Consider the following 21,466-nt stretch of genomic DNA (forward strand, 5'->3'; position numbering starts at 1 on the left):
TTATAGTTTGAACTTTGCTCGTAATACTCTTCCCTTACCGCCTTCGACGAAGCGATTCTTGTGCATGACTAATTCTCCATTTACCCAAATGGCATTTATCCCACTAGCCAGTTCATGCGGAGATTCGTAGGTCGCATTTGCCCGAAGTTCATTGGGATCAAAAACCAGGAGATCTGCTTTATTCCCAACCTTGACAAATCCTCGATCCTCCAGGCCAAGGGTGAGAGCAGTTAAACCGCTCATTTTATAGATCGCTTCTTCCAGGCTAAAGAGGTATTTCTCCAGGACATGGGTCTGGATAATTTTCACAAAACTCCCATATCCCCTCGGATGGCGCATAGTTGGGCTTCCGTCTGAGGAAACCATGGAAAAGGGATCTTGCAAGAGCCTTTCCTGCAAATTTTCGTTCATCACAAAATAAGCAGCTGAAGCCCCCGAAGGCCCGATATCATCAATCAGTACCTTCTCAAAAGACTTTCCTTTTTCCTTGGCAACTTCTTCCAGGGTCTTTCCGGCATAGGGAGCCGTACCAAAAAGGGTAGCTTTCGGGCCATTCCTTTTGATGACCTTTTTGACTAAAAAGCCTTCCAATTGATACCGCCGATCTCGTTTTACCTCCTCAAAATTATTGGGGGGTAAAGCCCAGTCAGGAAATACTATTCCAATTCCGGTATAACTGGCATTATAGGGATAAACATCCGCCGTAATCCTGATATTCTTCAAACGTGCGCTATCCAGAAGATTCAATAATCTCTCCGCTCTCCTTCTTCCCCTCCCATATACGGATTTCATGTGAGAGACATGAACTTTACAATATTGCCCCTGGCGAATCAACTCTCTCAAAGAAGATTCGATCTGATCATCATCTTCATTTCGGATATGGCTCATGATAATACGGCCGTAATCTCCTGTTACTTTAGCCAATTCCAATAGTTCAGGATCTTTAGCATAGAATCCCGGTCGGTATTCCAGACCTGTACTCATACCCCAGGCTCCTTTCACATACGCATCATTGAGCATGGAAATCATTTTGTCCATTTGCTCCTCGCTGGGGTCCGGAGAATAATTTATTCCACTCATTTTCCTCAGGGTCCCGTGTCCCACAAAAGGTAGGATATTTACGCCCGGTTTTTTCTCCTGCACCTCCTTCATCCAGGTATTAAGGTTCTCAACCGCAGGATGAGAACCATCTTGTCCCAGACAAATGCTGGTAACTCCCATTGCCAGGAAATTGCGAAACTCGCCATCTTTCAGAGGATTTCCATGCGCATGTGGATCTATAAAGCCCGGACTCAGAATTTTCCCTTCAGCATTGAAATAGCTTTTTACGGTAATCATACTCGAATCAACCTTGCCTATATAAGCAATGCTATCTCCTCGAATCAGAAGGTCAGCCATATAGGCCGATCCCCCGGTACCGTCCATGATACGGGCATTGTGGATGTGATAGTCAAAACGGGAATTTCCACTGACAAACTGCTCAAAATCCGATAGACCACTCCTACAGGAAAGACATAGGAGGAGGATTAGAAAAATTATATTTCTTTGAGCATTCATAGTGTGAATATACAACAGACGTTCAAATCTTCCCTTTAGTTTCGAAGGAAATTCTTAATTTGATCATAATGACTTAACCTCTTCCCACTATGCACGCAAAAAACTACTCATTCTACTACCTGATTTTCATTTTTATCGGATTTATCTCCTGTCAGACTTCCTCGCCGCAAAAATCCGCGCCAGTATTCGAAGTTTCTTTTTCTCCTTCTCTTAGCGACACCGCATTTGATGGACGATTATTATTGATGCTGAGTACCAATGAGGAAGCAGAGCCCCGCTTTCAAATTACAGACAGGGCTAGCAGTCAGCAGGTATTTGGGATTGATGTAGAAGGGATGAAGCCAGGGGAAAAAATCTCTATAGACGGATCGGCATTTGGCTATCCCCTCCCCTCTCTGGCAGATTTACCGGCTGGCAGTTATCAGGTTCAGGCATTGCTTCATAAATATGAAACCTTTGCCCTTAAAACCGGACATACGGTAAAACTTCCTAATGATCGAGGTGAAGGCCAACAGTGGAATCGAGCACCGGGAAACCTGCTGAATAAGCCTATGACTATGACAATCAGTTCATCAGGAACTTATGAGGTAGAGATGAGCGAAGAAATTCCTCCTATAGAAGAAGCTAAGGATACCAAATATATAAAACACATAAAGATTCAGAGTAAGATGTTGAGCGAGTTCTGGGGTCGTCCTATGTATTTGGGAGCACATGTACTACTACCAGAAGGTTTTGATGAACACCCCGAAGCCCGCTATCCCCTGGCAATCATGCATGGGCATTTCCCCTCTGATTTTGGAGGCTTCAGTACAAGCCCTCCCGACCCAAATTTGGAACCAAGTTATAGCAGCCGCTTTGGAATAGAAGGATATAATATCATCCAACAGCAATCTGCCTATGACTTTTATAAGGAATGGTCCGGGCCAAACTTCCCTAGAGTCCTGGCCATAGAGATTCAACACGCCAATCCTTACTATGATGATTCTTATGCGGTAAACTCAGAGAACCTCGGGCCTTATGGAGATGCAATTACCTATGAGTTGATTCCCTATATCGAGGAGAAATTCAGAGGTATAGGAGAAGGCTGGGCAAGATTTGTTTATGGAGGGTCTACCGGAGGCTGGGAAGCCCTTGCTGTTCAGGTAAAGTATCCCGATGAGTATAATACTTGCTATGCAGCCTGTCCGGATCCGATTGATTTCAGAGCATATTGTCTGGTAAATCTTTATGAGGATGAAAATGCCTACTATGAAGAAGGACATTTCAATCGGGTAGAAAGGCCGGGAATTAGAGATTCTTTGGGTAAGGTAAACGCCACTTTAAGAAATATGAATCTAAGGGAATTGGCTCTGGGAACGAAAGGTAGATCTGGTCAACAGTGGGATATTTGGGAAGCTGTTTATTCTCCTATGGGAACTGATGGCTATCCTCAACGTATTTGGGATAAGGAGACTGGGAAAATCAATAAGGAGGTGGCCAACTACTGGAAGGAAAACCATGACCTGGCCTATATTATGAAAAGAGATTGGAAGACTTTAGGTCCAAAACTCAAAGGTAAAATAAATATCTATTGTGGAGATATGGACAATTACTACCTTAATAATGCGGTATATCTCGCCGAAGAGTTTCTGGAAAATACAAGTGAGCCTTATTATGACGGCGAAGTTGACTACGGAGACAGGGCTGAACACTGCTGGAACGGAGACCATACTCGTGGAAATGGATTGTCCAGACTGAGGTATCATCAAATGTTCATACCCAAGTGGACCAAGTGGGTTCAATCCAATGCTCCAAAGGGAGCAGACCTGAGCAGCTGGAGGTACTAAAGGCTCCCGAAGGTTAAGAAATCATATCTTCTTCATTGCCTTTTAGTTAAGGCATGTATTTTGTTTAGATTTTAGCATAATTTTCACCAAAAATCAGGAAAAAATATTGCACCTTTGCATGGTATTCAACACCTGGTTTTAACACAAATAATTACCTATCCAATGATCGTAATTGATCCTGCTATTCAAGAAAAGGCAACGCTCTGGCTCAACAGCAATATTGATGAAGATTCCAAAGCCGATATCCGGCGTATGATGGAAAGTGAGAATCCCGATGAACTGACGGATGCTTTTTATAAAAACCTCGAATTTGGTACCGGAGGATTGAGAGGTATCATGGGGGTAGGATCCAATCGGGTAAACAAATACACCATCGGTATGGCGACCCAGGGATTTGCCAATTACCTCAACCAGAGTTTTCCCGATGAAGAAATCAAAGTTGCCATCGCCTATGACAGTCGCAATAACAGTCAGTACTTTGGAGAGATCACTGCAGCAGTTTTCTCTGCTAATGGTATAAAGGTATACCTCTTTGAAGAACTTCGTCCTACTCCAGAGTTGTCTTACAGCATCCGTAAATTGGGCTGTAAAGGTGGAGTGGTTCTTACCGCTTCCCACAACCCCAAAGAATATAATGGCTACAAAGCTTATTGGGATGATGGTGGACAGGTTACCTCACCGCATGACAAAAATATCGTAGCTGAAGTTGCGAAAATCAGTGGGGTTGAGGCTGTAAAATTTGATGCAGACGAAAGTAAGATCGAAAGGATCACAACCTTGATTGATGAGCCCTATCTAGAAGCCATTACTACCAATGTAGTAAGCCCGGAAGCCATCAAAAATCAACACGACCTCAAAATCGTGTTTTCCCCTATACACGGAACCGGTATAACCATGGTTCCTCCTATACTTGAAAAAATAGGATTCAGCAATGTACATGTAGTAGAGGCACAAGCTACTCCGGATGGAAACTTCCCTACCGTTGTATATCCCAATCCAGAAGAATCTGAAGCCATGAGCATGGCTCTTCAATTGGCCAAAGATCTGGATGCAGATTTAGTTATGGGTACAGATCCAGATGCAGACCGTGTTGGGATCGGAGTAAAAAATCATAAAGGAGAATGGCAGTTGATGAATGGAAACCAGGCAGCATCCTGTATGATCTACTATCTCTTGAAGGCCTGGAAAGAGAAAGGCAAACTCAATGGTAAGCAGTACATTGCCAAGACCATAGTTACGACTGATCTTTTGACAGAAATGGCTACGGCTTTTGAAGTAGAAACCTTCCACACCCTGACCGGATTTAAATACATCGCTCAGGTTCTTAAGGAGCAGGAAGGAAAAATGGAGTTTATTGGTGGAGGAGAAGAAAGCTATGGATACCTCGTCAATGACTTTGTTAGAGATAAAGATGCCATTATTTCCTGCGCTGTTTTAGCGGAGGTAGTAGCCTATGCAAAAGACCAGGGCTTGAGCCTCTTTGATATGTTGATGGAAATTTACCAGCAATTCGGTATGTACAGAGAGCACCTGATTTCAATCAAACGCACAGGTAAGAAAGGAGCAGAGGAAATCCAGCAGATGATGGCTGATATGCGTGCCAATCCTCCCAAAGAAATTCAGGGATCGCCAGTGGTTACGGCTTTGGATTATCAGAGCCTCACTTCTACCAATCTTACGAATGGTGAAACATCTAGTCTTGATTTTCCCCAGTCCAACGTGCTACAATTCATCACTGCTGATGGGACAAAAGTTTCTGCCAGACCTTCTGGTACCGAGCCAAAAATCAAATTTTACTTTAGTGTAAAGGCTCCTATGGCTGAAAAATCTGATTTCGATGCAGTTTATGAAGCACTTGGAAAGAAGATCGATGGTATCGTTGATGACCTGAATTTGAACTAATTCAAGTTTTTAGCATTTACGAAAATCGGAATAAAATTATATATTCAAAGGCCCGTTTTCGAACGGGTCTTTTTTTATCCTGACTCTAAGAACATGTGGAGAACTGTACTGCTACTCATCACCGGACTTATTATCGTCCCGCTTTTAGCCTTTAATTTTGATACTCCTATGAGCAACCTCCAGGCAGGGACGCTCGGGAAACTGCTAAACATTTACCTCATTGCTGCAGCTCTTTGCTTTATCATAAGCAGCCTGACGAAAAACTACAGCCAGGTAGATAAACTCTGGAGTACGATCCCTATTCTCTATGTTTGGGTAGCTGCGGCAGAAGGAGGGTTTGAACCAAGATTGCTTCTTATGGCAGTACTTGTAAGCATTTGGGGAATTCGCCTGACCCTCAACTTTGCAAGAAGAGGAGGCTATTCCTGGAAATTCTGGGAAGGAGAAGAGGATTATCGCTGGGCCATTCTTAGAGCAAAACCGGAATTTCAACCGGAATGGAAATGGGTTTTATTCAATCTCTTTTTTATCTCTCTCTATCAAATGGGTCTGGTATTGCTCATGACTTTGCCCATCGTCAAAAGTATGGAAGGAGGAGCTCTGGGATGGATGGATTATATTCTGGGGGCGCTTATTCTGGGCATGATTATCTACGAGACTATCGCTGATCAACAACAATGGAAATACCAGGAAGAAAAGCATAGGAGAATTCGTGAAGGAGAAGATTTAGGGGAATATTATGGTAAAGGATTTACCCATACTGGACTTTGGGGCATTAGCAGACATCCTAATTATTTTGCAGAACAGGGCGTCTGGGTTATATTTTATTTTTTCAGTGTGATTGCCAGCGGGAATTGGATCAACTGGACAGCCACAGGATTTTTTCTCCTCCTGGTTTTGTTTAAAAGCAGTTCTGATTTTAGCGAAGAAATATCCGCAGAAAAATATCCGGCATACAGGGAATATCAAAGTAGGACTCCCCGTTTTGTGCCTTTCACCAAATTCGGATCAAAACCAGAGAAGCAAAGGGAGAAAGTTGCCAGTTGATCATTTCATTTGGGCTCGCAACTCATTGATCCTTTCTTTATATCCATGAGTGGAAAGAGTCTCTATCTGGCCTGCCAATTGCTGAAAGTCTTCCTCTTGACCATTGCCCAAATAAGCAAGGAGCAAATACCAATCCCCAGCTTCAGCATAGCGGATATCTTTGCTAGTACTTACGATTTCCAATGGGGCGATAGCCGAAGAATAATCTTTTATCGCCAATAAGGCATTCCCCAGATATAATTGTGATTCTATATAATTGGGGGCATCAGCATTGAGTTGACTAAAGAAAAGGATGGCATTATTATAGTCTTTTCGCTCATAGGCAAGTACGGCCTGATTGAAGAGATTTTCCATTTTTGCATTTCCCCTAAGAGAAGTAGCAGCATAAGGCTCAAAATTCTCACTTACCGCTTCGGGCCCTGAAAGAGGGCCCTTAAACCAAAAAAAGCTGGCAATCAACAGTAAAATTACAGCTGCGACTGAAAGGATTCGCCAGGAAAACAAAGGCTTTATCTTTTCTTTTTTCTCTAAGTCGAAGGATTGCATCTTTTCCTTTAGAAAGAGCCCTGCCCCTTCTTCCAGAAAGTCTTTTGCATGTTTCATTTCATCCAGTCCTTTCTGAAGTCCTTCTTCCGTCAAAAGCCTGCTTTCAAAATCAGCCTTTTCTACCTTCGTCATCTCACCATCCAGATATGACTCGATGAGATCATATTGTGAATCAAAGTCCATAATCTTCTTTTTTACTTGCTCGCTTAAGCATTACCGGAAATCTTAATTCTTAGCTATCCAGCTTTTCCAAACCGGTGCTTTTTCCAGGATTTCCAGCAATTTCTTCATACAAAGTCTTTTCTTTTTTCTGGCTACCGCATCATTCTTATATCCCAGTTCAGCTGCAATCTCTTTCATAGAGTAGCTCAACTGCCACATTTGCAATACCTTCTGGCAAGCAGCACCCAGCCCTGACATCAGTTCTTGTATTTTTTCCTGTCGATCTTTCGCTACTAAATCCAATTCAGGGTCTCCTTCCTCTTGTTTTTCCTCATAAGCCCTTGCATCCAGAGCTTCTTCTCTGCTGATTTTCTTGAAGCGCTTAAACCAAAGATTTTTACAAATCCCATATAGATAGGCTCCCAGGTCTCCATGAGCATGGTATTTTTCAGCTCTCACTTGTAAAATGAGAAAACGAATACCATCCTGAAAAATATCTTCAGCATCTTCTCGACTTCCGTTCCTCTTTTGAATAAAACGAAATACCATCTCCCGGCAAGAATGCCTGAGATATAGAAATTTCATCCCTTCTTCCAACTCCCTTCCTCCACTTTTAATAGAACTGATGATCCTTTCATCAGAATAATCCGACATGCTTTCAACTTATAGTTACCTCACTGAGCAGAAAAGTTACCGCTTCATGAGAAAAGATAAAAATTCCTGTCGCTAAGTGTTGATTGAGAAAGAACTTAAACGACTAAAAGAGAAAAGGAAAATCAAAATTAGGCGAAGAGAAAGGTGATATGAGATCTCTGTAAGCATTTTAAAAAAAATGTCCCATTGATGGTAACATAATTTAAGTCAGGAGGCACTGTCAGGTAAAGGACAACATTAGCGTCATGAAAAGAAACCTGGCTTTACTTTATCTCATTATCATTTGCTCATTCCAAACTTTACATGCTCAGGTACCACAAGGAATACAATTCCAGACAGTGGCCCGGCAAGGAAGTGGAGTAGCTATGTCAAACACCAATCTCACCGTCTATTTTCGAATACAAGATGGTGGAGGGACAACTGTGTACGAAGAGTCACATGCGGTTACTACCGATATTTACGGACTCTTCGATGTAGTCATCGGACAGGGAACAGTACTATCTGGTAGTTTCCCGGCTATTGGCTGGGGGACCAGCAATCATCAGATCCAAATAGACCTGGATCCTGGTACAGGGATCGTCAATATTGGGACCTGTGATTTTCAATCAGTTCCCTATGCCCTTTATGCTGACAAGGCAAATATGGGCATGATCGATCTGACCGATGTGGATTTGACAGGATTGGCTCCCGGGGAAGTTTTGGTATGGGATGGGACAAACTGGGTACCGGGATCACCCGGGACTTCGATCTGGTCTCAAAATCTCAGCGCAGCCCATTATCCTTCGGGTCGGGTCGGAATCGGGATCGATACCCCTGTTACCACCTTACAAGTTAGGGATACTGCTAATGTCCTTTTTGGCACCAATCTGACCGGTTCCGGATTTAAAATGATCTGGTACGGTCAGAAAGGAGCCTTTCGTGCTGGCTATCTCAACAATCCTTTTGGCGGCTATAATTATGATAAATTCTGGGATTACGATAGCGTAGGCTATTACTCATTTGCAGCAGGGCGAAATTCCAGAGCAAAAGGATTTGGGGCATTCGCTTTTGGTTCCTTCGGATGGGCAGATGGAAGTGGCAGTGTAGCTTTTTTTGGAAGTGCCCAGGGCAACAACAGTTTTACCTTCGGAGGATCTTCTAAAGGGCGAGGGAGTATTACATTTGAAGGAGTAGCAGATGAAGAGGGGGGAATCGCAATGTATGGCTATACAGGAGGACGATATGGAGTATCCATCGGAGGAGGAACTACCGGATTAGGAGCGTCCAGTTCTCGAGAAGATTATGCCATAGCCATTGGATGGAATTCGGATGCCCGAGGGCAAGCCTCTATCGCTTTGGGGCCCAGCGATGCCTATGGTTACAATTCCTTTTCAACCGGATGGGTTACAGAAGCCAGAGGAAATTATTCCTCTACTTTCGGCTACCAAACCAACTCATACCCCTATGCATCCATGGCCCTGGGGAGATTCAACGTCATAACAGGAGACAGTGCAAGCTGGCAAGCCAATGATCCTATATTTATGATCGGAGATGGGAGTTCAAATGCTGCCCGTTCTAACAGCTTTACCATTCTAAAGAACGGTCGAACCGCTGTAGGCTATAATAATCCCGTAGGATTTCTCAATGTATCCACAGCGCTTGGTTCACTCAGCAATGCGGGAAATTTGGACCTGACCCGCGCTTCTATTCTCATTGGGACGACCACCACAGGAATGGGATTTGATGCAAATCAAATTGAGACCCAGGGAAGCAGTTTGTATTTGAATTTCAATTCCGCAGCTGAAGTTAGGATAGCTGAAGGTGGAGGAAATGTAGGAATAGGATTAAATCCAAATGCTCGATTCGAAATAGAGCAAAGCTCTAATACTGTTGGGGGCGGACTGAGGTTGAATGCAAATGGCGGTACGGCTTACTGGGACATATTCTATGATGCAGCTTTAGATCTTCAATTTGCACGGAGCGGAGTAGCCAAAGCTTCTATTGATCGAGTAAATGGTGCTTACAATCAATTGTCTGACATTCGGGTCAAACGAGATATAGAAGAACTAGGCTCGGTCTTAGATAATGTCCTCAAGCTCAAACCCTCTACGTATTTCTACAAAGATAATCAGGCATCTGATGAACGATCCATTGGGTTTATTGCCCAGGAGGTTGAGGAAATATTCCCTCAATTGGTAAAACAAGGAGAGGTTTATAAACAACTTTCCTATGATGACTTTGCCATACTAGCCATTAAATCTATTCAGGAACAGCAGGAGATTATTGACCAGCAATCTCAAAAGCTCGAACAACAGCAAACACAGATTGATGAATTAAGCAAACTCCTACAGCACTTACAATCAGAAGTTAACGCATTGCAAGGCAAAAACTAATCAGACACAAAATAATGAAGAAATTCAGTATACTTTTTCTCCTAATAGGGGCAATCAGCCTAAACGCTCAACACAGATTTGATGGCATCCAGATCAATGCAAACATCCCGGAGGGCTGGAGAACTGTTTCAGAAGACTACGGCTTGATTATTCTGGGACACAACAGCATTGCCGGTGCCATCATTATAGCCGAACACGGCTATAGCAATGAAGCCGAAGTAAGACAAAACCTGGCAGAAGGCCTGCAGGAAGAAGGGGTCATGCTTGCCCCTGAGCTTCAAACAAAAAAGCTCAGTAATGGAACCTATTCAACAACTTATGCCGGATATGCAGATGGACAAATGGTAAAAGCTCCGCTTCGTCTTGGATTAAGTAAGAAATGGCAAACAGGAGGTATCATGGTTTTGGCGCTTGTCAGAAAGGACCTGTATAATGAAAGCTATGATCGCATTCTGGAACAGATCATGAGTTCACTGAGTTACCGTTCCTTTGCAAGCACAGCTAAATCAGCCGAATGGAAGGAGTACCTCAATGGTAGTAAACTGCAAAGCAGGTCTAGTTATGATACGAATACAAGTAGCTTCGACTCATATGCAGGCGCGGGTTCAAGCAGCAGTACCAGTATTCACTTTTGCAGCAACGGCCAATTTCTGGCTCAATTCTATTCATCCAGTTATTTTGGAGGGACAGGCGTATCAGGAGATGTCTCTGAAAGTGAGTCTGAAAGCAAAGGCCTTTGGTCCGTTTTTACTGTTAAAGAGCAAGTCGTAATTCGCCTGCTCTACGAAAATGGAGAAATAGAATACTATCCCGTTGTTTATGACAATGGTTATATCATTAGCAAGGATTCCAAATTCACAAAAGATGTCAGCAATGTATGTAGATAAGAAAATTTGGAGCAAATGCAGCTTAGCCTTTCTCCTCATATTCCTTCAGCTATCCAGTTCAGATGCCCAAAGTCTGGACAGAAAGGTGTTTTCAAGCGTAGGAGGAAAAACAACCAGTGCACCCTATTATTTTTCCTTTACTATAGGAGAACCGATAATCGGAACAGATTTGAATAACCTGCCTATACTTACCAAAGGATTTGAGCAACCCATAGATCCTACTATACTCGAAGCCATTCGCAGAGGGCAGGTAGGAGTAGGAAAAGAATCCCTTTCCAGGGTTTATCCCATTCCTGCCAAAAATGAACTAACCCTGGAATATCATTCTGAAAATGATACTGACAAACAGGTGTATATCATCAATGCAGCCGGACAGATATTCTTTAAAAAGAAATTCCAGCAAGTCGAGTTATTTACAGGAGCGAAACTGGAACTATCGGGAATTCCATCTGGGTCCTATTGGATCGTTTGTTCAGATCTTGGAAAAAAAACGATATTTCCGATTAGTAAAGAATAGTGCTTTACTAAATTCTTAATTATCTTAAAAGCAGCACGAAAGGCTGCTTTTTTATTGATTAAGGTGATTGTCTTAACATTTGAATGGTCCGTACTGAAATACATATTCTTTCACTGCTCCTAATTTGTAGCATCTTACTACTTTCTCCTTCTCAAATTTTTGCACAGGAGGAAGGGGCAAAGGAACACGAATCCTATATTTTCCAAGCAGAAAAACTCATTAAAGAAGAAAATTATAAACTTTCTCAAAGCTATCTGCTCAAGGCACATATGGCCTTGCAAAAAACTCATGATCCGAAAGCTTATCTGAAAGTATTGAATTTGCTGGCCAAAAATAGTGGAACGCTAAGTGAATTCAAGCAACAAGAAATTTACCTGGATTCTGCCTTTACCTATGCTGAAAAGCATCAATTAACAGAAACAAAGCTATTTATTGAGTCTAACAGTCTCAAAGGTCTATACTATGAGAATATAGGCCTGTATGTCAAAGCAAAAGAGGCATATACTCAGGCAAGGATGCTCAACAGAAAGATGAGTGAACCCGATCCTCTCCAAATCAGTCAGCAACTAACCTCTTTGGGGAGAATCAACCGTTTGATGGGAAACCTGCGGCAAGCACAAAGCTATCATGAGGAAGCTCTCGCTTTGGATCAGAAAGCTTTTGGAGAAATGAGTGAAAGAGTAGCAGTAGATTATAATGAACTGGGAGTCCATTATGAAAAAAGCGGGGATTTTGGAAAGTCAAAAGAGTTACAGGAAGCATCTATTCGGGTTTATTCGAAATTAGGGATGGAGAATACCGTCGCTATAGCAGGTGCATACAATAATTTGGGCAATGCCTTATTCTACCTGGGGGATTTCCAGAATGCTTTGAACAACTATAATAGATCCCTCCAAATCTACCAGAAGAAGTTGGGAGAACGTTCCTTAAAAGCAGCCTACCTCACCATGAATGTAGGGATTATTTATGCGGTACAGGGAGATTTTCAAACAGCCCTGGGGTATTTTGATAAAGAGAGAGAAATCAAGCAGGAAATATATGGAGGTGCCCACCCGGATTTGATTTTCAGTTACAATAATCTGGCAGCTGCTTATCAACGGATGGGGAAACCTGAAAAATCCCTGGAAATGTATCAGGAGTGTTTGAAAATCGCAAAGGAAGTCCATGAAAAGCGAAATCCGATGCTATCTCAGACCTATGAAAATATCTCCTATGCCTATCAACTGAAGGGAGAATATGACCAAAGTCTTGAATACATGCAGAAGGGACTTATTGCTGGAAGCAAGAAATTTGATTCCATGGACCTGAACGAGAATCCTGAAGTTGATGATTTCCTCAGTCCTGCTAACCGCATGCGAGCTCTGAGAGAGAAAGCCAATATCTTTGAGAGGAAGGCAAGAGCTAATGACAATGAAACTATATATTTGCAACAAGCTCTCAATCAGAATTTCAAAGCCATTGAACTCCTTGATTACCTGAGAAGTAGTTATAAAGCAGAAAATTCTAAACTCTATTGGCAGGAAGGCTCGAGTGATTACTTCGAAAGGAGTATGAATCTGGCGTATGAACTTTATAAAACAAAAAAAGATCCCAGCTATATAGAGCGTGCATTTGAATTGATGGGCAAAAATAAATCTTTGCTATTGCTAGCCAATGTACTTCAACATAAAGGGCAACAATATGCAGGAATCTCAGAAGACCTCCTGGATCTTGAAGATAGCTTGAGTCGTGAAATGAATTTTTATGAAAACCTCATAGCTAATAGTTCTGATAGTTTGATCAGCGAAGATTTTGAAGGCATTTTCTTTAGGCGAAAACAATCCTATGATTCTTTGATGGCTGTTTTTGAGGAAAAGTATCCCCTCTACCACAATATGAAATACAATACAGAAGTGAGTAGTATTGCCAACCTTCAAAACAGTCTGCTTGCAGAGAATAGTAGCTGGTGTGAGTATTTTGTAGGAGACAGTTCTATGTTTGTGGTTTATGTAAGTCCGGAGGAAAGAAGTTTTCATAAGCTATCAACTCCTATGGGCTTAGATAGCGTGATTGCCGATTTCCGCTCGAACCTTTATACCTACTTCATAAGCAAAGAGCAAGATGAAGAAAGCTTCCGGACAAGCAGCCTGACTTACCAAAAGCAGGCCTATGAGCTTTATCAAAAGTTATTGGCTCCGGTTTTAGGCGATAATTTTCCGGAGAGATTGGTTATCATCCCTCATAAGTCAATTGGATATCTTCCCTTTGATGTTTTATTGACCGAGGAAGTGGATAGCGAGGCTTCTTTTAAAAAACTCCCTTATTTAATCCGGAAAAGCAGCATCTCCTATTCTTACTCAGCCACCTTGCTCAAAGAGATGAAGGATCTAAAAAAACAGCGCCTGGCAAATCGTGAAGTCCTGGTTATTGCCCCAGAGTTCGAGGATAAACAGCTGGCTTTTGCAGATGTCGAGACCGCCAGAAGAGAAGGTTTGGGGCCGCTTGTTTATAATAAAAAAGAAGCGGATCAAATCAGGGAGATTATGGGTGGTCGCTCGCTTTTGGGAAAAGAAGCCACGACTGAAAACTTCCGGTCTTTTGCGGGTCAATACAATATCATTCATTTCGCCACGCATGGAAAACTAAATACAGCTAATTCAGACTTTTCCTATTTGGCCATGGCACCCGGATCAGAACAACAGGAAGAGTTTCTCTTTGTCAATGATCTTTACAATATGAATATCCCTGCAGAGATGGTGGTCTTGAGTGCCTGTGAAACGGGCCTGGGAGAATTGAAAGCGGGTGAAGGAATCGCCAGTTTATCCAGAGCCTTTTCCTATGCAGGAGCCCAAAGTATCATTACAACCCTTTGGAGTGTCAATGACCAGAAGACCGCAGAGTTGATGCAAAAGTTTTATCAGAACATAGCTGCAGGCGAGCCGAAAGACCTCGCCCTTCAAAAAGCCAAATTGAGTTTTCTCGAATCTCAAGATAATTACCATGCGCATCCCTTTTTCTGGGCCGCCCCAATCCCCGTAGGCAGCATGGAAGCTATTGAAACATCTTTTCCATTATACTTCTATGGCATAGCTCTGCTGCTGGTCTTGCTTTTGCTTTTTATAATTTACCGCAGCAAATTTCAAGACAACTCCTGATAAGGTACCTATGGCTTCTATTTTTGGACATGCCCTTGCTGCTGCCAGCATGGGCTCTCTAAATCCCCCAAAAGAGCAAAGACTTAAATTCTATCTATTAGGGATGTTTTGTGCCATCTTTCCGGATGCCGATGTCATAGCATTCAGTTTTGGAATTCCCTATGAAAGTCTTTGGGGCCATAGAGGGATTAGTCATTCCATTTTTTTCTCGATGATATTCGGTGTGCTAATCAGCTGGATTTTTTATCCTAAAGAAGCCATCCTAAGCAAGAAAGGGCTTTTATTGAGTCTCTATTTCGCCTTATGTAGCCTTTCTCATGCAGTACTTGATGCAATGACGACGGGAGGGCTGGGGGTTGCTTTTTTCGCTCCATTCGAAAATAGTCGCTACTTTCTTCCCTGGCGAGAAATCCAGGTTTCCCCTATAGGTGCCTCCAGGTTTTTCAGTGAGTGGGGATTGCGAGTAATCAAAAGTGAATTACTATGGATCGGTATCCCCAGTCTAAGTATTATTCTGCTGGGAGTTATCCGGCGGAAAGTGCAGGGAAAGCCTGCCTCAATAGAATGATAAATGCATCCTTATTTAAAAATCCATTTTCTCGCCCTTTGAGTTGAAATTCTGGGGAAAGAATAACCGTAGTTGGATAGCTAAGCCTACCATCTACTTTCCCCAAGAATTCAGCCAATTGATGTTGACCCGTTCCTGCTCCATTGGATTTATAGCGATACTCTCTACCCAGAAAACGGATAGCTTCCTGGCTTTCTCCATTCAGTTTGAGGACATAATAATTCTCATTCAGGTATTGAGCGATTTCCTTATCTGTAAAGGTATTGTTCTCCTGCATCAAACAGAACTTACACCAATCTGCATGAATGAAAATCATAAGCGGCCGAACTTCTTTCCTTTGCAATTCGACCAATTCCTCAAAATTTGTCCAATTCAACTCCTGGGAAAGAAGTGAGTGGGGAACTGAAAATAAGAGAGGCAGAAAGATCATGAGGTTTCTCATTTTCATGTTTAGTTTATGGTATAACGGACACCCAGGAATGCCCGAATTCCTTGATTGGGAGCAAAAACATAGGTCGGATCAAAGCTCAAAGCATGGGGATTATTGGGAGTTGAAATTACTTGTCCCAGCTCGTCAAAACTTACTCCCTGATCAAAGGGATCAAAGGCTCGGGCAATGCTATTGGCAGGTGGTGTATAATTTAAGAGGTTTTTGATCCCTCCATAGATTTCCCAGTTCCCCTGAGTCTTCTTCGTAATTTGAATATTCTGAAGACTCCACCAGGGCGACTCTGCTTGTCGAGGGTCTTTATCCCCCAGCAAAGGAAGTTCCATCGGCCCATAAAGATTACCGGTATAATCGAGGCTAAGACCCAATTCAGAAAAGCTATAGGAAATGCTCCAAACCCCGGCCACTCTCTCTGTTAGCAATTGGCGATCTCTTTCCCCATTTTCTTCCGAATAAACATCCATCAGCGTTATACCTGCCAAGAGATTTAATCCCGAATTGAAGGCCATATCCAGATTTAGAGAGAAGCCTTTTGAAACTGCAAAACCATCCAGATTATCGTAAATGATTTTGTTGGGATCGCTTTCATAATCCGCAATGATACGATTGCCAAAATGGGTATAAAAGGCCGTTGCATCCAGGCCGATATAGGTATTGTTTTTGGTAAAAATCTTCTTGACGAAATTCAGGTTTGCATTCCAGGAAGTTTCAGGCTTGAGCTCGCTTTCAAGTACCACCTGACGAGCCCCGGTAAGGGCTGCATGATCCTCGGTGAAAATATTTGCCACCCGATATCCATTTCCGGCACTCAGCCTAAGGATATTTCTTTTATTCGCCGAGTTCCACTTATAATTGATACGAGGGGAAAAGATATTCCCGTGCGAACTATTGTAGTCATACCTGACTCCTAGCAAAAGCTTGTTTTGAGAATTTAATGCAATCTCGTCTTGCAAAAACACGCCCGGCAAATGAGTTACAGAAGCCAGATTTGAGGGATTTGCAGTTGTATCAAAGCTGGCCGTTGCAGGAGTATTGTCATCATAATAGGTATAGCGATAAGCAGCACCCGCCAATATATCATGTCTTTCTCCCAAAGGCTTATTCCAGATCAGCTGAGTAAATCCTATGTTCTGCTTCGCCAGATAGGGCATATTCCCATAGACCGAATTTTGGTCATGACCATTGGCACTGAGCTGCAAACGAATATTTTCTGCTACAGGAAGCTGGTAATTGGCAATGAATTCCCAGCGATTGGTATAAATACTTTCTCCATAAACCTCTTCCCCCCCACGAAATTTACTCTCCCAATTCATCTGTCCTCCCCAACGGTCTTCATACACATACCTCCCTGCTACAGAAAACTCTTTTCCATCTTTTCTTTGAAAATTAATCTTATTAAAGAAACTGATTCGATTTTGCAGGGTGACATCTGTAAAACCATCTCCATTATTATCGATGGGATTTTGGTAGTTGAAATAATTGAGGCCAAATAAGGCTTCAGCCCTTTTTCCGACATTATATTTCAAACCCAAATCAGTATTGATCTCCCCCCAACTACTTCCCATTACATCCGCAGAAAAAAGAGGGGCATTGCCCGGTTTTTTGGTAATAATATTGATCAAACCTCCGACAGCTTCTGATCCATATAAAGTGGAAGCAGGTCCTTTTACAATCTCTACCCTTTCTATCAATGCCTGAGGAATGCCAGTTAAACCATAGACCGTAGAAAGCCCACTCACTATGGGCATTCCATCCAACATCACCATCGTATAGGGACCTTCCAATCCATTGATATGGATATCTCCGGTATTGCAGACATTACAGTTTAATTGTGGCCTTACGCCATTTACATTCTGAAGCGATTCAAAAACCGAAGGAGCCGGATTCGCCTTAAAGAAAGAAGCACTATAAACCTCTACCGGGACCGGACTATCCAATTTATTGACCTCCTTCATTGTACCGGAAATCACTACTTCATCCAATGCAAGCATTGATTCTTCCAGAGCAATGCTTAACTCCAGAAGCTCATTGGCTTTGCCCAAAACGAGTTTCTGCTTATACGGAACGAAGCCCAGCATCTTCACCTCTATTTCATAGCTTCCCAAAGGAAGATTTTCAATCAAAAACTCCCCGTTTTGATTCGTTGTAGATCCAAAGGGAGTCTTTTTCAGGACCACATGGGCAAACTCTATCGGGATGTCTCCATTCAGGATCTTTCCCTGAATTTGAGCAGTTTGGGCAGAAACCACTGAAAATGAGACTACTAGTAGAATAAAGTAAAGGATAGAATGCTTCATATCATATATTTACGTAAGCAAAAATAAAAGTTTAGGCTCACCTAAAAAATATTTTTTGCAATTATTTTCAATAAATCTGGATAAAACGAAAATAATCTTGACGAATAGCCTAAAATCATGTTCATATTTAAGCATGCCGCATGCCGCTTTATTCATAGGGAAATCTTGCTTTCCCTTTGCTTCGATATTGTGTAAATTCAGAGAAAAACTACTCGATATGCGATATGAAGTTGCCGTTATAGGGGCTGGATTTGGAGGATTGGGAATGGGAATCAGATTGAAGAAAGCCGGCTACAATTCTTTTATCATTTTTGAAAAAGCTTCGGAGGTAGGAGGAACCTGGAGAGAGAATCGCTATCCAGGTTGTGCGTGTGACGTTCCAGCCAATCTATATTCTTTTTCTTTTGCCCAAAATCCTGAATGGAGCCGAAAATATGCGCGACAAGGAGAAATTCTGGAATATTTAAAAAAGACCAGTCAGGATTTTAAAATGGAAGAATTCCTTCGCTACAATAGCGAAGTTAGCGAATTGAGTTTTGATGAAAAAGAAGGAATCTGGCATATCAAAACCCTGGATGGTTTTAGCTGTGAAGCAAGGCTAGTCGTGTCTGCAACAGGTCCTTTAAGTCGCCCCAACTTTCTCCATCTTCCCGGAGAAGAAAGCTATCAGGGAGAACTTTTTCACACCGCTCAATGGGATGAAGATTTTGATCCGAAAGGAAAGCGTATAGCTGTGGTGGGTACTGGTGCCAGCGCCATACAGGCCATCCCTGAACTTGCAGAAGACGCCTCCCAATTATACATTTTTCAAAGGAGCGCACCATGGTTACTACCCAGACCAGATCGGAAATTCTTCGGCTTTGAAAAGTGGATGAATAAATACATCCCGGGCTTCCTGAATTTGAAACGTACGCTCCTTTATTGGAGGCTGGAATCAAGTGTAAGCGGTTTTCTAAAAACCTCTTTCATGAATACCCTTGCAACTTTTGGAGCCAATACATTCCGTAAAAAGAGCATCAAAGACCTCGAACTTCGAGCGAAAGCTACTCCTAAATACAGATTGGGCTGCAAGAGAGTCCTGGTTTCCTCTGACTATTATCCTGCCCTTCAGCTGGAGCATGTCGACCTTATAGAAGCTACTGCCAAAGAAATGAAAGCCAATAGCATCATAGATGATCAGGGTCGTGAATATGAAGTAGATGCTATCGTGATGGCAACCGGCTTTATTGCTTCTGAGATCATGCTGGATATGAAGATTTATGGCAAAGGCAAGAAAGACTTGATCAAATCCTGGGAGAAAGAAGGGCCAGAAGCTTATTACGGTCTCTCTGTAAGCGGTTTCCCCAATCTATTCTTCCTCCTGGGTCCTAATACAGGCCTGGGACATAATTCTGTGGTTCATATGATTGAATCGCAAGTAAATTATGTAATGAACTACCTTCAGGTATTGAAAGAAAACAATCTCCCCTTTCTCGATATTAAAGCGGATATCCAGAAATCACATAATAAAGAGATTCAGGAGAAACTGGAAGAAACCGTTTGGCAAAGTGGAGGATGCGTAAGTTGGTACCAGACCTCCACAGGAAAGAATACCACCCTCTGGCCGGGTTCAACTATCAAGTATAGAAAACTTACGAAGAAAGTACATGAGGAAGCCTATGAATGGGAAAATCAGGAAGTATCCGAAGAAAAAACTCCGGTTTCATAAGCTAATTCCTTAGCTCATTCGTTTCTTAGAAAAACACCTATGCGAAATATTCTTGTTTCTTGTATTTGCCTGTTTTTCTTTCTCATTCTGGAAGAGACCCATGCACAAACCCTTGTCTATAAGGGCTATAAAGGGGATGATTACATCGGAGACATGATCGTGAAGCGAGAAGTTAAAGGTGATCAGGTATTCTTCCATTCTGAAGCCATCCTCAATGTTCGTTTTCTCCTGAATTGGGAACTTCGCTTTTATTATGAGGCAGATTTCAAAGGCGGGGACCTCAAACGCTCACTCGTGCAATTGACCCGAGACGGAAAACTACGCACAGAAGTAAAAGGCCAAAGAGAAGGAAGTTATTACAATTCTGATGTTGATGGAGACAAGGAAAGCCTGCAAATCCCCAATATTGATTACTGCGTTTTAAACACCTACTTCGAAGCCCCCAAAGGTCGAAAGAAGATATTCTCAGAACGCTGGGGCAGCTGGCTAACTGTAGAGGATCAGGGAAACGGCCGATATATTCTCCAGCCCCCCAACGGCAGCCACAATACCCTCATTTATAAAAACGGCATTTGTCAGGAAATGCAATTCAACCATACGATTGCAAAAGTGAGGTTTGTATTGAAAGAATGAAGATGTGTTCTGGTGGTACAGCACAATTATAAGCACTTGAATACGAGAACACTTGAACACAAGCACACTTCTCCCCCCTACCCGCTTGCTAAGGTATCCATCACGCTTATTAAGCAATTTATCAATTGCTGCAACTATGATACGGAAATGCTTGTATTTCATGCATAAGCCTTTGTAAAAAACCCGTATTATGAGAGCATTTATACTTAGAAACACAGCTGTCTCGCTCCTACTATTACTTTCGTTGGCCTTTTTACAGGCCCAGGGAGTTAGAATGATCCAAAATGAACATCATGGAGACAGCAGCTATTATGACATCTCCGAGATTGCTCCAGGAAGATTCTGGATGGCTGGAGAGAATGGACTGCTAAATGAAATCGATGATGAAGGAAATCTGACCCGCATAGCATTCCCTGAGCCCGATCTGGATATTTTGAGAATTGTATCCAATGATGAAAAAGTATTCGTGGGTACCAATCATGGGGGACTTTTCAGTTATGACCTTCGCACTGAAAAATGGCTAAAAGCAGTAGTCCCTGATAATTTTGAAAAGCGTTGCTTTTACGACCTTCTTTTATTACCAAATCAAAACCGCTTGATGGTTTCTGGAGGGCATCAAAAAATTGCCAAGGGCATCAAGACGGTACCTTTAGGTTTTATCGCCAGTATAGACCTCGAGTTTTTCGAAGAATTAAATATTCACCATAAAAATTCTTTGAGTTTTGTCTGGTCTCTGGAGCATGCAGAAGGCAAGATTTATGCTGCCAGTTTTGGAGGACGGAACACTAAAATCATGCAGGCGTCAGAACTGGATTTGGAGTTTAGCAAACAAAGTGTTGTGCCAGGGCTCATACACCATTTAGAAGAAGCTGGTGGAAGCATCTTTTACAGTGGAACTGCTTCTTCCAAATATTCGCAGCATGGCATTATCGGCATGCTTGGGGGTCCCCATGAAAAACTGGATGGATACGGATGTATCTGGAGCATTAAAAGATTAGGGGGTGGTTGGCTAGGACTCAACTATTATGGCGATGTCCTATTCCTGAGTGAATCTCTGGAAGTAGATAGCAAACTCTCTGTTACCAAAAATTCCATTTACGAATTCCAGCCCATCAATGAGCATCAGGCTCTAATGGTCGGACACGGACAAAAATCCATGATGCTGGATTTGCATATGGACAAGAATAGATTGAGCGTAAAAAACTAGA

Annotated in this window: 16 protein-coding genes; 11 read left to right on the top strand and 5 right to left on the bottom strand. The window is 42.4% G+C overall.

The window, feature by feature from the left end:
• Positions 1-1,557, bottom strand: coding sequence for an amidohydrolase family protein (locus R8P61_14240; protein ID MDW3648224.1), 1,557 nt, complete (start codon positions 1,555-1,557; stop codon positions 1-3).
• A gap of 89 nt (positions 1,558-1,646) precedes the next feature.
• On the opposite strand from R8P61_14240, the gene R8P61_14245 reads away from it, so the two are divergent.
• From R8P61_14245 to R8P61_14255, 3 genes are all read left to right on the top strand, one after another.
• Positions 1,647-3,383, top strand: a complete 1,737-nt coding sequence (locus tag R8P61_14245; GenBank protein ID MDW3648225.1) for an alpha/beta hydrolase-fold protein — start codon at positions 1,647-1,649, stop codon at positions 3,381-3,383.
• A 162-nt stretch (positions 3,384-3,545) separates the two neighbouring features.
• Entirely contained in the window at positions 3,546-5,285 is a 1,740-nt protein-coding gene (locus R8P61_14250) for a phospho-sugar mutase (protein MDW3648226.1), read from the top strand.
• Between the two features lie 93 nt (positions 5,286-5,378).
• Positions 5,379-6,332 carry a DUF1295 domain-containing protein gene (locus R8P61_14255; GenBank protein MDW3648227.1) on the top strand — a complete coding sequence of 318 codons (954 nt, stop codon included), beginning with the start codon at positions 5,379-5,381 and terminating at the stop codon, positions 6,330-6,332.
• Here the strand turns inward: R8P61_14255 and R8P61_14260 are convergent, their stop codons facing one another.
• Both R8P61_14260 and R8P61_14265 read right to left on the bottom strand, forming a co-directional pair.
• On the bottom strand, positions 6,333-7,061 hold the full coding sequence (locus R8P61_14260; protein ID MDW3648228.1) for a hypothetical protein: 729 nt from the start codon (positions 7,059-7,061) through the stop codon (positions 6,333-6,335).
• A gap of 42 nt (positions 7,062-7,103) precedes the next feature.
• On the bottom strand, positions 7,104-7,694 hold the full coding sequence (locus R8P61_14265; protein MDW3648229.1) for a sigma-70 family RNA polymerase sigma factor: 591 nt from the start codon (positions 7,692-7,694) through the stop codon (positions 7,104-7,106).
• Between the two features lie 245 nt (positions 7,695-7,939).
• On the opposite strand from R8P61_14265, the gene R8P61_14270 reads away from it, so the two are divergent.
• From R8P61_14270 to R8P61_14290, 5 genes are all read left to right on the top strand, one after another.
• Positions 7,940-10,066, top strand: a complete 2,127-nt coding sequence (locus tag R8P61_14270) for a tail fiber domain-containing protein (protein MDW3648230.1) — start codon at positions 7,940-7,942, stop codon at positions 10,064-10,066.
• Positions 10,067-10,080: 14 nt separating this feature from the next.
• Entirely contained in the window at positions 10,081-10,953 is an 873-nt protein-coding gene (locus R8P61_14275) for a hypothetical protein (GenBank protein ID MDW3648231.1), read from the top strand.
• Positions 10,931-11,470, top strand: a complete 540-nt coding sequence (locus tag R8P61_14280; GenBank protein MDW3648232.1) for a T9SS type A sorting domain-containing protein — start codon at positions 10,931-10,933, stop codon at positions 11,468-11,470. The genes R8P61_14275 and R8P61_14280 overlap by 23 nt, the downstream gene beginning before the upstream one ends.
• Before the next feature lie 83 nt (positions 11,471-11,553).
• Complete coding sequence (locus tag R8P61_14285) at positions 11,554-14,604, top strand: CHAT domain-containing tetratricopeptide repeat protein (GenBank protein ID MDW3648233.1); 3,051 nt, start codon at positions 11,554-11,556, stop codon at positions 14,602-14,604.
• 10 nt (positions 14,605-14,614) lie between these two features.
• Positions 14,615-15,172 (top strand): metal-dependent hydrolase, encoded by a 558-nt coding sequence (locus R8P61_14290; protein MDW3648234.1) that lies wholly within the window; start codon positions 14,615-14,617, stop codon positions 15,170-15,172.
• Here R8P61_14290 and R8P61_14295 read toward each other — a convergent pair.
• Entirely contained in the window at positions 15,129-15,620 is a 492-nt protein-coding gene (locus tag R8P61_14295; protein MDW3648235.1) for a thioredoxin family protein, read from the bottom strand. The genes R8P61_14290 and R8P61_14295 overlap by 44 nt on opposite strands.
• Positions 15,621-15,622: 2 nt before the next feature.
• Positions 15,623-17,917, bottom strand: coding sequence for a TonB-dependent receptor (locus tag R8P61_14300; protein ID MDW3648236.1), 2,295 nt, complete (start codon positions 17,915-17,917; stop codon positions 15,623-15,625).
• 217 nt (positions 17,918-18,134) lie between these two features.
• Between R8P61_14300 and R8P61_14305 the strand changes: the two genes are divergently transcribed.
• The 3 genes from R8P61_14305 (at position 18,135) to R8P61_14315 (ending at position 21,465) form a co-directional block, all read left to right on the top strand.
• Complete coding sequence (locus R8P61_14305) at positions 18,135-19,625, top strand: NAD(P)/FAD-dependent oxidoreductase (GenBank protein MDW3648237.1); 1,491 nt, start codon at positions 18,135-18,137, stop codon at positions 19,623-19,625.
• 39 nt (positions 19,626-19,664) lie between these two features.
• Entirely contained in the window at positions 19,665-20,258 is a 594-nt protein-coding gene (locus R8P61_14310) for a DUF6134 family protein (protein MDW3648238.1), read from the top strand.
• Between the two features lie 190 nt (positions 20,259-20,448).
• Entirely contained in the window at positions 20,449-21,465 is a 1,017-nt protein-coding gene (locus R8P61_14315) for a hypothetical protein (GenBank protein ID MDW3648239.1), read from the top strand.
• Position 21,466 lies beyond the last annotated feature (1 nt).

This window comes from Bacteroidia bacterium, from assembly GCA_033391075.1.
Classification (GTDB): domain Bacteria; phylum Bacteroidota; class Bacteroidia; order J057; family J057; genus JAWPMV01.